Here is a 13,159-nt window from a genome sequence, read left to right as displayed (position 1 = left end):
GCGCCGTCGGAGACCCTTGCAATGCCTGACCAAGATGTACGTTTGCAACACCTGAAAGTTTGGCTCGATGAGCAGTTGGCTATCCTCTTTGCAGAACAGGGCTGGGGCGTCGTACCCCCGGCCACATTGACCGCGGCCAGTAGTGACGCGAGTTTTCGGCGCTATTTCCGGTGGGAAGGCGAAGGCAGAAGTTTCGTCGTGATGGACGCGCCACCGCCCCAGGAAAACTGCAAACCCTTCGTGGATATCGCTTTTTTGTTGGCGAAGTCCGGAATAAATGTGCCGAAAATTTATGCCGAAGACCTCGAACGCGGATTTCTTTTGCTCAATGACTTGGGCAACAAGACTTATCTGGACGTGATCGACAGCGAAAACGCAGACGATTTGTTCAAGGATGCCCTGCAAGCATTGCTGGCTTTTCAGCAATTGCCGATGGTCGCGCCGTTGCCGAGTTACGACGTGGCTTTGCTGCGTCGTGAGCTGGAGCTGTTCCCCGAGTGGTACGTGAAGCGCGAGTTGGGCATCGAATTCGACTCGGCGCAGCAAACGCTCTGGCAGCATGTGACTGAGCTGCTGATAGACAGCGCCCTGGCCCAGCCTAAAGTGCTGGTGCATCGCGACTATATGCCTCGCAACCTGATGCTCAGCGAGCCGAACCCCGGCGTGCTGGATTTCCAGGACGCGGTCTACGGCCCGGTGACCTACGACGTCACTTGCCTGTTCAAGGACGCTTTCCTCAGTTGGCCCGAGGAGCGTGTGCACGCCTGGCTGGAAAATTACTGGCAGCAAGCGGGTGCGCTCGGCATTCCCGTGCAGCCTGATTTCGAAGACTTCCTGCGCGCCAGCGACCTGATGGGCGTGCAGCGTCACCTGAAAGTGATCGGCATTTTCGCCCGCATCTGTCATCGCGACGGCAAGCCGCGCTACCTGGCCGATGTGCCGCGCTTCTTTGCTTATATAGATGCAGTGATCGCCCGCCGTCCTGAGCTGGCCGAGCTGGATGTGTTGCTGCTGAGCCTGCGTGCTGGAGCCCCTGCATGAAGGCGATGATTCTGGCGGCCGGCAAAGGCGAGCGCATGCGCCCGCTGACCCTGACCACACCCAAACCGCTGGTTCGTGCTGGCGGCGTGCCTCTGATCGAGTACCACTTGAAAGCCCTGGCAAACGCCGGGTTTACCGAGATTGTGATCAACCACGCCTGGCTCGGTCAGCAGATCGAAAGCTACTTGGGTGACGGCTCGCAATACGGCCTGCGTATTCAGTACTCACCGGAAGGAGAGCCACTGGAAACCGGCGGCGGTATCTTCCGCGCATTGCCTCTGCTGGGCGATGAAGCATTCCTGGTGGTCAATGGTGACATCTGGACTGACTACGACTTCAGCGTGCTGCATCAACCCATCGCCGGGTTGGCGCACCTGGTGCTGGCGGACAATCCGGCCCATCACCCGACCGGCGATTTCACGCTGGTCGACGGGCAAGTGCGCGACGGTCAGCCCGACGCCGACACCCTGACCTACAGCGGCATTGCCGTGCTGCATCCGCAACTGTTCGACGGTTGCTCGGCCGGCGCCTTCAAACTGGCGCCGTTGCTGCGCAAAGCGATGGCGGATGGACAGGTTACCGGCGAACGCCTGAGCGGACACTGGGTGGATGTCGGCACGCACGAACGCCTGGCTGAAGTTGAAACCCTGATAGAAGCGAGACGCTGAGATGCTGTGGCCAGGGACTCTGATTGGAGCCGGAGCGGGCTTTGTCATAGCCAGCATTCCGGGGGCCATGCTCGGTGCTTTGCTGGGACAGGCGCTGGATCGGCGCTTGCACCTGCAAAGCTGGGGGCATTTGCGTGAAAAGCTCGGCGGTCGTCCGATGCTGCGCAACGATGAACTGTTGTTCGTGTTGCTGGGACGGTTGGCCAAGAGCGATGGACGCGTGGTGGATGGTCACATCCAGCAGGCTCGCCAGGAAATGCGTGCGCTGGAAATGACCGAACCGGCGCAGCGTCGTGCCATTGCCGCGTTCAATCGCGGCAAGTCGGGCCGTGACCGGTTGCGCGGGTATCTGCGGCGCTTGAGTGCTCAGCCCCACGCCGCGGAAGGCGTATTGCGCGCCTGTTGGCGCATGGTTTGGGCCGATGGGCGTGCGGGGAACAATGAACGTGAATTGCTGGCCCTGTGGGGCAAGTGGCTGGGCTGGACGCCGCAACAAGTACTGGCGCTGGCGGCCGACTACGATCAGCACAAGCGACCGCAGGTCAGCAGCACCCTGACTTATCAGGATGCCTTGCAGCTGTTGGGGGTGTCGGCGACCAGCGAGCCGGCGCAGATCAAGCGTGCCTATCGACGCCTGCTCAGTCGCCACCATCCGGACAAGATTGCCGGCAGCGGTGCGACGGCGTTGCAGGTGCGTGAGGCGACTGACAAGACCCGCGAACTGCACTCGGCCTACACGTTGATTCGTGAGCGGCGGGATTTTCGGTAGCTGGAAAGATTCGTGTCGCCAGGGATACCGTCTTCGCAGGCAAGCCTCGCTCCTACAGGTTTCGCGTCATACAACACAGAACCTGTAAGAGCTAGGCTTGCTCGCGATGGGGGCGACGCGGTCTTTCAGTCCGCCGCCTTCTGCGGATTCAACCACCCGCGCACCCGGCGCACCAGTTGCTCTTGCTCGGCCTTGGCGTCACCGGGCAACGCCTTGAGCGACACCTGGCTGAACGCTGAAGACTTCAAGCGCTTGCTGGCCTGCATCCGTGCCAGTGCTGCGTTGCGATCCAGCGGCTTATCCATGTAGAAGATATCTGCCGTCGGCAGCTTCAGTGTCGGCGTCAGTTCGACCAGTTCGGGTTTCGCCGCGGCAGGCGTCTGTGCCGCGACCATCACAAATTTTTCCACTTGCGACGGCTGCTTCTCGCTCAAATAACGCGCGGCCCAATAAGCGCCTGTGCCATGGCCCAACACCACGATGCTGCGAGCGCTTTGCTGTTCGGCATACGCAATGGCCGCATCAATTCGAGCAAAGATGCGTTCGGCGGCGGCCTTTGACTGTTCCTCAGTGGTTTCGGCGATGGCCTTGTCGGCTACTTCCGCTTCACCACCTGCCGCTTGCTCGATGGGAGCGGCCGTGGTCGAGTCCTTGCTGCCGGTTTCCGGCGCCTTGAGCGTTGGCGGCATTTCCATGACGCGTGGTGCAATGGCGTCGCTTTGCACGTCCGGCAAGGTGATACTCAGGCTGCTCCACTTCGCGTCGGGCAATTTGTTACGCAACGGGCTGATTGCTTGCGGCCAGTCAACGGTTTCACCTGCGCCTGGGATGATAATCACCGCGCCTTTGGGCTCGGCGGTGTTGGCCGGTTTCCACAGCGCAAGGAAGGTGTCGGCGCCGGCTTGCAGCTGTTGCTGTTCCTGCGCGGGGATTTTTCGCTCAAGTGCTGTCGTTTCTTCCTGACTACGCTCAAGCAGTGGCTGGCGTTCGACCGGTTTTTCTTCTGCGGGTTTTTCCGCAGCGGCAGGTGCCGGGTCGGCCGCCTCGACGGAAAAGGCGCAAGGCAGGATCAGCGACAGGCACAATGCTGGCAATGCCAGGCGGTAGACAGGGGGCATCGGATATTCCAGGCCAGAAGTTATTCCGGCAGCCTAATGGGTTGGTCAGTATTTGTCAGTGTGTGAGACTTCGATGATGCGTTTTCGCTGCCTGTGGGTTATCGGCTGTTTGTGGTTTCCCTTGATGAGTTGGGCGGCTTCCGCGCCACCGACGCACGTCGCGCCCCTGTCGCTCCAGCAACAACAGTGGCTGGCAGCGCACGGAGAATTGCGTGTCGGGCTGGTGCTGCAGGCGCCTTACGCGCAATACGATCGCCGCTTGCAGCGCCTGTCGGGGGTCAACGTCGAGTTGATGAAATGGCTGGCCAAAGCGCTCAAGGTCGAGCTGAGCTGGCGTAATTTCCCCGACCTTGCGCAACTGGAAGCCGCCGCGCGCGAGGGTGAAATCGACATCGCTCCCGGGCTGACCCAAACCCCCGCCGGCTTGCGGTTCTGGCAATTCTCCGACCCCTACATGCGAGTGCCGCAACTGGTGGTTAGTGACCAGAAAAGCACCGGCGCGGTGGAGCTGGAAAAACTCGACAGCCAAACCCGCGTCGCTGTGCGCATGCCCAGTGCGACGGCTGACTATCTGCGCGGCAACTATCCCCACCTGAACCTGCAAGGCGTACCGACCGAGCGCCAGGCATTGCAATTGTTGCTGAGTCAGCAGGCCGGTTATGCCGTGGTCGATGAAGCGCAATTGGGGCGGCTGTCGGTCGAGCCCGAATTTGCCGGGCTGGTCGTGGTGGGTGACATCGGCTTGCCGCAATTGCTGCGAGTAGCCACGCGGCGGGACCAACCGGAACTGGCGGGCATCGTCGAAAGCGCGCTGCGGGCGATCCCGGCCAAGGACCTGGAGCAACTGCACAACCAATGGCTGCAACCCAAATACCCGCGCCTGACCGAGACCCCGGGCTTCTGGCAAAACCTCAGCCTGTTGATGGCGGTGTTGATGTTGAGCAGCATGGCCATCGTGTTCTGGCAGCGCCGCCAACAACACAGTCTGGAACAGCGACTATTGGAGGCGCGCGCGGACATCGCCCTGCGCGAGGCCAGCGAAGAGGCGTTGCGCCTCACGCAATTTTCCATCGATCAGAGCACCGTCGGCATCCTCTGGGTCAATTGGGACAGCCACGTGCGCTACGCCAACCGCGCGGCCGAAACCATGCTCGGGTATCCGGTCGGCGGCATCATGGATCGGCCGCTGATCGACTTTGAGCCGGGCCTGCACATGGACCGCTGGCTGAACCTGTGGAAGCGTGCCCGGGCCAGCGAAGAAGGGCCGCAAAGTTTCGAAACCAACTGTGTGCGAGCGGATGGCAGCATCCTGCCGACCGATGTTTCGTTGAGCTTTATGCGCTTTCGTGGTGGTGAATACCTGGTGGTCTACCTCAACGACGTCACCGAACGTCGTCGCGCCCTGGCGGCGTTGCAGGAAAGCGAAGCGCGGTTGCAGGGGATTGCGGCCAACGTTCCGGGATTGGTCTTCCGCCTTGAGCGGGCGCCGGTGACAGGGCAGATCGACTTTGCCTACATCAGCGAAGGCAGCGAGAGCCTGTCGGGTTATTCGCCGGCGACCCTGGCCCACCGTGACAAAGGCCTGCGCAGCCTGGTGCACCCGGACGACAAGGCCAGCTATCACCAGACTCAGGACCATGCGCTGGATACCGACAGTGACTGGTCGTGGCAGGGGCGGATTCTTACTCGTTCGGGCGAGCAGCGCTGGGCCGAGATCAAGGCCATCACTCGTCGGCTCGAAGATGGCGCCTATGTCTGGGACGGGATTGTCTGGGACATCAGCGAGAGCAAGCGCATCGAGTTGGAACTGGCCAGTTCCCGTGAGCAACTGCGTGAGCTGTCGGCTCACCTGGAGAGCGTACGGGAAGAGGAAAAAGCGCGTATCGCCCGGGAAGTTCACGATGAACTGGGTCAGATGCTCACCGTACTGAAGCTGGAAACCTCCATGTGCGAATTGGCCTACGCCCAGCTCGACCCTGGTCTGAACGAGCGCTTGAACAGCATGAAACGCCTGATTGCGCAGCTGTTCCAGCTGGTGCGCGATGTGGCGACCGCGCTGCGACCACCGATTCTCGATGCCGGGATCGCCTCGGCGATCGAGTGGCAGGCCCGGCGCTTCGAGGCGCGCACGCAGATTCCATGTCTGGTGCAGGTGCCGGAGAACCTGCCGGTGCTCAGTGATGCCAAGGCGATTGGGCTGTTCCGAATCCTTCAAGAAGCGCTGACCAATGTCATGCGGCATGCCCAGGCGCATACTGTCGAACTGACATTGACGCTGGAAGGTGACGAGTTGTGTCTGACGGTGAGCGATGATGGCGTAGGATTTGTCCCCGCCACGGGCAGGGCAACGTCCTTCGGTGTGGTCGGCATGCGTGAGCGGGTGTTGATCATGGGCGGGCGGTTGTCGCTGGAGAGTGAGCCGGGGGAGGGCACCACGTTGAGTGTGCGAGTGCCGGTGGATGAGGGCTGAAGTCTTCGTGGTGACTTTGCTTTCGTCATCGCGAGCAGGCTCGCTCCCACAGGGATTCGGGCAGGTGCGCAGATAGCTGATAACCCCGCAGTCCACTTTAGGAGCGAGCTTGCCCGAGAATGATCTTGGCTCTTACATAAAAAGAATGGAGAAGACTGTGATCCGTGTACTGGTAGCCGAAGACCACACCATCGTCCGTGAAGGCATCAAGCAGTTGATTGGCCTGGCCAAGGACTTGCTGGTGGTAGGGGAGGCGAGCAATGGCGAGCAGTTGCTCGAAACCTTGCGGCATGTGCCCTGCGAAGTGGTGTTGCTGGACATCTCCATGCCTGGCGTCAATGGCCTGGAAGCGATTCCAAGGATTCGTGCGTTGAACAATCCGCCGGCCATCCTGGTGTTGTCGATGCACGACGAGGCACAAATGGCTGCCCGGGCATTAAAGGTCGGCGCCGCGGGTTATGCGACCAAGGACAGCGATCCGGCGCTGTTGCTGACAGCGATCCGCAAGGTCGCTGCGGGCGGTCGCTACATTGACCCGGACCTGGCGGACCGCATGGTCTTCGAAGTCGGCCTGACCGATTCGCGGCCGTTGCACTCATTGCTCTCGGAGCGTGAGTTCTCGGTGTTCGAACGCCTGGCCCAGGGCGCCAACGTTAACGATATCGCCCAGCAACTGGCCCTGAGCAGCAAAACCATCAGCACCCATAAGGCGCGGCTGATGCAAAAGCTCAACATCACCTCACTGGCGGAACTGGTGAAGTACGCGATGGAACACAAACTCCTCTAGATCTGAATGCGATCCCCTGTAGGCGCGAGGCTTGCCCGCGAAGCTTTTAGCGCCAGCGCGGGCGCCTTCGCGGGCAAGCCTCGCTCCTACAGGAATCTCGTCGTCATATCCATTTGCGACATCCTGAAATCCCGCTTTTGCCCATTTTTGCCGCTTGCAGCTGCAAATCACCGTTGCACCTGCCCATCCCCGCCATCCTTGTAGGGCAATCCCTACACCCAACCTTCCATCCCGCTGAGGCGATTCTCTCCTGCGCCCCGATTTGCGCGGTCGGCAGCGTCCACTAGGCTTAGTCCACAGCAGTCATCAACAAAAAAGGTGTGGGTATGAGCCAGGTCGATTCAAACGCAGGGGCCAGTGACATTCTGGTCAGCTTTCGTGGAGTGCAAAAAAGCTACGACGGCGAGAACCTGATCGTCAAAGACCTCAACCTGGAGATTCGCAAAGGCGAGTTCCTCACCTTGCTCGGGCCTTCCGGCTCCGGCAAGACCACCAGCCTGATGATGCTCGCCGGTTTCGAAACACCCACCGCCGGCGAAATCCAGCTGGCCGGACGCTCCATCAACAACGTACCGCCGCACAAGCGGGACATCGGCATGGTGTTCCAGAACTACGCGTTGTTCCCGCACATGACCGTCGCCGAGAACCTGGCGTTCCCGCTGACCGTGCGCGGCTTGAACAAGAGCGATGTCAGTGACCGGGTCAAACGCGTGCTGAGCATGGTTCAGCTCGATGCCTTCGCCCAGCGCTACCCGGCACAACTGTCCGGCGGTCAGCAACAGCGTGTGGCCCTGGCCCGCGCATTGGTGTTCGAACCGCAACTGGTGCTGATGGACGAACCCCTCGGCGCACTGGACAAACAGCTGCGTGAACACATGCAGATGGAAATCAAACACCTGCACCAGCGCCTCGGCGTGACCGTGGTCTATGTGACTCACGACCAGGGCGAAGCCCTGACCATGTCCGACCGCGTGGCGGTGTTCCATCAGGGCGAGATCCAGCAGATCGCCGCGCCGCGCACCCTCTATGAAGAGCCGAAAAACACCTTCGTCGCCAATTTCATCGGCGAGAACAACCGCCTCAATGGCCGCTTGCACAGCCAGACCGGCGACCGCTGCATCGTCGAGCTCGGCCGCGGTGAAAAGGTTGAAGCCCTGGCGGTCAACGTCGGCAAAACCGGCGAACCGGTCACGCTGTCGATTCGCCCGGAACGCGTAAGCCTCAACGGCTCCAGCGAGTCCTGCGTCAACCGCTTCTCAGGGCGGGTAGCGGAATTCATCTATCTGGGCGACCACGTCCGGGTTCGCCTGGAAGTCTGCGGCAAGACCGACTTCTTCGTGAAACAACCGATTGCCGAGCTCGATCCCGCGCTGGCTGTCGGCGACGTGGTACCGCTTGGCTGGCAGGTCGAACACGTTCGCGCGCTCGACCCCCTTTTAGAGGCGAACTGATCGCCCCGGCTACACCAACACCAACCCTGCACGTGGAGAGAACAATAAATGTTGAGATCCCTGAAATTCACCGCTTTGGTCATGGGCATGATCGGTGCGGCACACGCGATGGCGGCGGGCCCGGATTTGACCGTGGTGTCCTTTGGCGGGGCGAACAAGGCGGCGCAGGTCAAGGCCTTCTACGCACCGTGGGAAGCGGCAGGCAACGGCAAGATCGTGGCTGGCGAATACAACGGTGAGATGGCCAAGGTCAAAGCCATGGTCGACACCAAGAGCGTGTCCTGGGACCTGGTGGAAGTTGAGTCGCCAGAACTGTCTCGCGGTTGCGACGAAGACATGTTCGAGCAACTTGATCCTGCGCTGTTCGGCAAATCCGAAGATTACGTCAAGGGCGCGATCCAGCCTTGCGGCGTAGGTTTCTTCGTGTGGTCGACCGTGTTGGCCTACAACGCCGACAAACTGGCCTCGGCACCGACCAGCTGGGTGGATTTCTGGGACACCAAGAAATTCCCGGGTAAGCGCGGCCTGCGTAAAGGCGCCAAGTACACCTTGGAATTCGCGCTGATGGCCGACGGCGTTGCGCCGAAAGACGTCTACAAAGTGCTGGCTGGCAAAGACGGTCAGGACCGCGCATTCAAGAAGCTCGATGAGCTCAAGCCAAGCATTCAGTGGTGGGAAGCCGGCGCACAACCGCCGCAATACCTCGCGTCCGGTGACGTGGTCATGAGCTCGGCCTACAACGGCCGGATCGCCGCCGTGCAGAAAGAAAGCAACCTGAAAGTCGTGTGGAACGGCGGTATCTACGACTTCGACGCATGGGCTATCCCGAAAGGTCTGGACGCCAAGCGCGCCGAAGCGGCGAAGAAATTCATCGCGTTCTCGGTGGCGCCGCAGCAGCAGAAGACCTACTCGGAAAACATCGCTTACGGCCCGGCCAACATTCAAGCCGTACCGTTGTTGGCCAAGGATGTCCTGAAAGACATGCCGACCACCCCGGAAAACATCGCCAACCAGGTGCAGATCGACGTCAGCTTCTGGGCTGACAACGGCGAGCAACTGGAGCAGCGCTTCAATTCCTGGGCTGCCAAATAAGCAAGTCACACAGGACGACGGTTCTGCGGATGATCGTTCCCACGCTGTGCGTGGGAATGCCGCCCGGGACGCTCCGCGTCCCTGTGACGCAGAGCGTGGGAACGATCAGTCCCCTGTAGGAGCGAGGCTTGCCCGCGAAGGCGGCGTGTCAGTCAGCATTAATGTTGAATGTGCCGACGTTTTCGCGGGCAAGCCTCGCTCCTACAGGGGTGATATGTAGTTATCAGGAACAGAGGTGGCTTGCCTGCCTCTGCAACGATCAAAGATTTCCGGAGTACGCCATGGCCACCGCCATTCCCCTGAACGCGGGCACTGACCCCACCTTGAAGCAGCGGCTCAAGCACGCCGAGCGGATCAACCGCTGGAAGGCCCAGGCCTTGATCGCGCCCCTGGTGCTGTTTCTGTTGCTGGTGTTCCTGGTGCCGATCGTGGCGCTGCTCTACAAAAGCGTTGGTAACCCAGAAGTGGTCGGCGGCATGCCGCGCACTGTGGCGGCCATCGCCAGTTGGGACGGCCGCGGCCTGCCCGCCGAGCCGGTGTACAAAGCGGCCAGCGAAGACCTCGCTGAAGCGCGCAAGAATCAGACCCTGGGCGACTTGTCCAAGCGCTTGAACATGGAGTTGGCCGGCTACCGCAGCCTGCTGACCAAAACCGCCCGCGCCTTGCCGTTCGCCACTGAACCGGCCTCTTATAAAGAAGCGCTGGAAGGCCTCGACGAACGCTGGGGCGACCCGGCCTATTGGCAAGCGGTGCGCCGCAACACCAGCAACATCACACCGTACTATTTGCTGGCGGCTGTCGATCATCGCATCGACGACCTCGGCGAAATCGCACCGGCCACGCCTGACCAGGCGATTTACCTCGATATCTTCGCCCGCACATTCTGGATGGGCCTGATCATCACCGTGATCTGCTTGTTGCTGGCATATCCCTTGGCTTACTTGCTGGCGAACCTGCCGTCACGCCAAAGTAATCTGCTGATGATTCTGGTGTTGTTGCCTTTTTGGACCTCAATCCTGGTCCGGGTGGCCGCGTGGATCGTGTTACTGCAATCGGGTGGCTTGATCAACAGCGGCCTGATGGCGCTGGGCATCATCGATAAACCCCTGGAGTTGGTGTTCAACCGCACAGGCGTTTACATCTCCATGGTGCACATCCTGCTGCCGTTCATGATTCTGCCGATCTACAGCGTGATGAAAGGCATTTCGCCGACCTACATGCGCGCCGCGATTTCCCTCGGCTGCCACCCGTTCGCCAGTTTCTGGCGGGTGTACTTCCCGCAGACCTATGCCGGTGTCGGCGCCGGTTGCCTGTTGGTGTTCATCCTCGCCATCGGCTACTACATCACCCCGGCGTTGCTGGGCAGCCCGAACGATCAGATGGTCAGCTACTTCGTCGCCTTCTACACCAACACCAGCATCAATTGGGGCATGGCGACCGCACTCGGTGGGCTGCTGCTGTTGGCGACCGTGGTGCTTTATCTGATTTACAGCTGGCTGGTGGGCGCCAGTCGCCTGCGCCTGAGCTAAGGGGAGAATGAAATGCTGAGTCCTTATATGTCGCCCATTGAGCGGGTGTGGTTCTACAGCTTGCGGATTCTCTGCGGCTTGATTCTGTTGTTCCTGATTCTGCCGGTGCTGGTGATCATTCCGCTGTCGTTCAACTCGGGCAGTTTCCTGGTCTATCCGCTGCAAGGCTTCTCGCTGCACTGGTACCAGGACTTCTTCGCCTCGGCGGAATGGATGCGGGCATTGAGGAACAGCATCATCGTCGCTCCGGCGGCGACGGTGCTGGCGATGATCTTCGGAACGCTGGCGGCGATTGGCCTGACTCGGGGTGATTTCCCGGGCAAGGCGCTGGTCATGGCCCTGGTGATTTCGCCGATGGTGGTGCCGGTAGTGATCATCGGTGTGGCGAGCTACCTGTTCTTTGCGCCGTTGGGCCTGGGCAACAGCTTCTTCTCGCTGATCGTGGTGCACGCGGTGCTGGGCGTGCCGTTCGTGATCATTACTGTTTCGGCGACCTTGCAGGGGTTCAACCATAACCTGGTGCGCGCCGCCGCCAGTCTGGGGGCTTCGCCGCTGACGGCGTTCCGCCGGGTGACGTTGCCGCTGATTGCGCCGGGTGTGATCTCGGGTGCGCTGTTTGCCTTCGCGACGTCGTTCGATGAAGTGGTGGTGACGCTGTTCCTCGCCGGTCCCGAACAAGCGACGTTGCCTCGGCAGATGTTCAGCGGTATCCGCGAAAACCTCAGCCCGACGATTGCCGCTGCAGCAACCCTGCTGATCGCCTTCTCGGTGATCCTGTTGCTGACCCTCGAGTGGCTGCGTGGCCGCAGCGAAAAACTGCGCACTGCCCAGGTCTAAACCCCCACACCATCCCCTGTGGGGGCGAGCCTGCTCGCGATGACGGACTGACATTCAATATTGATGTCGACTGATACTCCGCTATCGCGAGCAGGCTCGCTCCCACAGGAGTTCAAGGTGTTTCGGGATGTTGGGTCATTCACAACCTGAATAGCAGACAAACCCCAATCCCCAGCTACTATTGTGCCCAGCTCCCCTATTTATAAGAGGCTGCGCACGATGAGTCTTTCCTCTTTCAAGATTGCTCACAAACTGATCACCGGCGCAGGTGCCATTGAGCAGTTGGCCGCCGAACTCACCCGCCTGGATATCGACAACCCGCTGATCGTCACCGACGCGGCGCTGGTCAAGTCCGGCACGGTCGAGCTGGCGCTGGCGCAGTTGGGCGATCGATCCTACGAAATTTTCGACCGTGTGCTGCCAGACCCGGAAATCGCCATCGTCGAAGACTGCATGCGGGTTTACCGCGAGGGCGGGCATGACGGTCTGATTGGCCTCGGCGGCGGCAGCGCCATCGACATCGCCAAAAGCGTCGCGGCCTACGCCGGTTACCACGGTGCGCTGGAGGATTTGTTTGGTGTGGATCAGGTGCCGCGCAAAGGTCCGCCGCTGATCGCCATCCCGACCACGGCCGGCACCGGATCGGAGGTGACCAATGTGGCGATCCTCTCCGACAAGGTCGCGCAATTGAAGAAAGGGATTGTCAGCGACTACCTATTGCCGGACGTGGCGCTGGTCAGTCCGCAAATGACCCTGACCTGCCCACGCAGCGTCACCGCCGCCAGTGGTGTCGACGCGCTGGTGCATGCCATCGAATCCTACCTGTCGGTCAACGCCTCGCCGATCACCGATGCCCTGGCTATCGGCGCCATCAAGCTGATCGCCAAAGCTCTGCCCAAGGCCTATGCCAACCCGTCCAACCTGCAAGCCCGCGAAGACATGGCCACCGCCAGCCTGATGGCCGGCATGGCCTTCGGTAATGCCGGGGTCGGCGCGGTGCATGCGCTGGCGTATCCGCTGGGCGGGCGTTTCAACATCGCTCATGGCGTCAGCAACGCCTTGCTGCTGCCGTATGTCATGACGTGGAACAAGATGGCCTGCGTCGAGCGTATGCAGGATATTGCCGAAGCCATGGGGGTGAGGACTGTCCATCTGAGCGCCAACGAAGCAGCGGACAAAGCCGTCGAGGCAATGACCGCATTGTGCGCGGCGGTAGAGATTCCGTCAGGTCTGCGCAGTTTCGGTGTGCCCGAGGATGCGATCCCGGCCATGGCCGTGGAAGCGGCGGGGATCGAGCGCCTGATGCGCAACAATCCACGTAAATTGAGCGCCGTCGATATCGAGAAGATCTACCGAGCGGCGTACTGATCATCGCGGCCACGTCGCGCGCGTCAAAG

The 13,159-nt window shown here is 60.9% G+C and carries 11 protein-coding genes; 10 read left to right on the top strand and 1 reads right to left on the bottom strand.

Annotated features, from left to right (window positions below):
- Positions 1–21: 21 nt before the first annotated feature.
- The 3 genes from JIO00_RS26700 to JIO00_RS26690 are packed head-to-tail and all read left to right on the top strand — an operon-like array spanning position 22 to position 2,478.
- Positions 22–1,041, top strand: coding sequence for an aminoglycoside phosphotransferase family protein (locus JIO00_RS26700; protein ID WP_010467168.1), 1,020 nt, complete (start codon positions 22–24; stop codon positions 1,039–1,041).
- Positions 1,038–1,709 carry an N-acetylmuramate alpha-1-phosphate uridylyltransferase MurU gene (gene murU / locus JIO00_RS26695; protein WP_154501910.1) on the top strand — a complete coding sequence of 224 codons (672 nt, stop codon included), beginning with the start codon at positions 1,038–1,040 and terminating at the stop codon, positions 1,707–1,709. The genes JIO00_RS26700 and murU overlap by 4 nt, the downstream gene beginning before the upstream one ends.
- A 1-nt stretch (position 1,710) precedes the next feature.
- Complete coding sequence (locus JIO00_RS26690) at positions 1,711–2,478, top strand: TerB family tellurite resistance protein (RefSeq protein WP_200667153.1); 768 nt, start codon at positions 1,711–1,713, stop codon at positions 2,476–2,478.
- A 125-nt stretch (positions 2,479–2,603) separates the two neighbouring features.
- On the opposite strand, the gene JIO00_RS26685 is transcribed toward JIO00_RS26690, so the two are convergent.
- Positions 2,604–3,596, bottom strand: coding sequence for an alpha/beta hydrolase family protein (locus JIO00_RS26685; protein WP_077747317.1), 993 nt, complete (start codon positions 3,594–3,596; stop codon positions 2,604–2,606).
- A gap of 73 nt (positions 3,597–3,669) precedes the next feature.
- Here JIO00_RS26685 and JIO00_RS26680 point away from each other — a divergent pair, with 73 nt between their 5' ends.
- The 7 genes from JIO00_RS26680 to JIO00_RS26650 all read left to right on the top strand — a co-directional run bounded on the left by JIO00_RS26680 (position 3,670) and on the right by JIO00_RS26650 (position 13,130).
- Positions 3,670–6,066, top strand: coding sequence for a PAS domain-containing sensor histidine kinase (locus tag JIO00_RS26680; protein WP_010467176.1), 2,397 nt, complete (start codon positions 3,670–3,672; stop codon positions 6,064–6,066).
- Positions 6,067–6,223: 157 nt separating this feature from the next.
- A complete protein-coding gene (locus tag JIO00_RS26675) occupies positions 6,224–6,853 on the top strand; it encodes a response regulator (protein WP_003210977.1) in 630 nt (209 codons plus the stop codon).
- A gap of 326 nt (positions 6,854–7,179) precedes the next feature.
- Positions 7,180–8,304 (top strand): ABC transporter ATP-binding protein, encoded by a 1,125-nt coding sequence (locus JIO00_RS26670; protein ID WP_010467179.1) that lies wholly within the window; start codon positions 7,180–7,182, stop codon positions 8,302–8,304.
- 48 nt (positions 8,305–8,352) lie between these two features.
- Positions 8,353–9,396 carry an ABC transporter substrate-binding protein gene (locus tag JIO00_RS26665; protein WP_010467181.1) on the top strand — a complete coding sequence of 348 codons (1,044 nt, stop codon included), beginning with the start codon at positions 8,353–8,355 and terminating at the stop codon, positions 9,394–9,396.
- A gap of 281 nt (positions 9,397–9,677) precedes the next feature.
- A complete protein-coding gene (locus JIO00_RS26660; RefSeq protein ID WP_010467183.1) occupies positions 9,678–10,925 on the top strand; it encodes an ABC transporter permease in 1,248 nt (415 codons plus the stop codon).
- A gap of 12 nt (positions 10,926–10,937) precedes the next feature.
- Positions 10,938–11,762 carry an ABC transporter permease gene (locus JIO00_RS26655; protein WP_010467184.1) on the top strand — a complete coding sequence of 275 codons (825 nt, stop codon included), beginning with the start codon at positions 10,938–10,940 and terminating at the stop codon, positions 11,760–11,762.
- Positions 11,763–11,981: 219 nt separating this feature from the next.
- Positions 11,982–13,130: an iron-containing alcohol dehydrogenase gene (locus JIO00_RS26650; RefSeq protein WP_200667151.1), complete on the top strand. Its 1,149-nt coding sequence runs from the start codon at positions 11,982–11,984 to the stop codon at positions 13,128–13,130.
- Positions 13,131–13,159 lie beyond the last annotated feature (29 nt).

This window comes from Pseudomonas sp. SW-3 (genome assembly GCF_016615645.1).
In the GTDB taxonomy this organism is placed as follows: domain Bacteria; phylum Pseudomonadota; class Gammaproteobacteria; order Pseudomonadales; family Pseudomonadaceae; genus Aquipseudomonas; species Aquipseudomonas mandelii.
The sequence above is the reverse complement of the archived record's forward strand: the minus strand, read 5'-3'. Positions and strand labels throughout refer to the sequence as shown.

Coding starts and splice junctions, on each gene's coding strand:
- JIO00_RS26700 (WP_010467168.1), top strand. CDS start 22: ATGCCTGACCAAGATGTACGTTTGCAACACCTGAAAGTTTGGCTCGAT.
- murU (WP_154501910.1), top strand. CDS start 1,038: ATGAAGGCGATGATTCTGGCGGCCGGCAAAGGCGAGCGCATGCGCCCG.
- JIO00_RS26690 (WP_200667153.1), top strand. CDS start 1,711: ATGCTGTGGCCAGGGACTCTGATTGGAGCCGGAGCGGGCTTTGTCATA.
- JIO00_RS26685 (WP_077747317.1), bottom strand. CDS start 3,596: ATGCCCCCTGTCTACCGCCTGGCATTGCCAGCATTGTGCCTGTCGCTG.
- JIO00_RS26680 (WP_010467176.1), top strand. CDS start 3,670: ATGATGCGTTTTCGCTGCCTGTGGGTTATCGGCTGTTTGTGGTTTCCC.
- JIO00_RS26670 (WP_010467179.1), top strand. CDS start 7,180: ATGAGCCAGGTCGATTCAAACGCAGGGGCCAGTGACATTCTGGTCAGC.
- JIO00_RS26665 (WP_010467181.1), top strand. CDS start 8,353: ATGTTGAGATCCCTGAAATTCACCGCTTTGGTCATGGGCATGATCGGT.
- JIO00_RS26660 (WP_010467183.1), top strand. CDS start 9,678: ATGGCCACCGCCATTCCCCTGAACGCGGGCACTGACCCCACCTTGAAG.
- JIO00_RS26655 (WP_010467184.1), top strand. CDS start 10,938: ATGCTGAGTCCTTATATGTCGCCCATTGAGCGGGTGTGGTTCTACAGC.
- JIO00_RS26650 (WP_200667151.1), top strand. CDS start 11,982: ATGAGTCTTTCCTCTTTCAAGATTGCTCACAAACTGATCACCGGCGCA.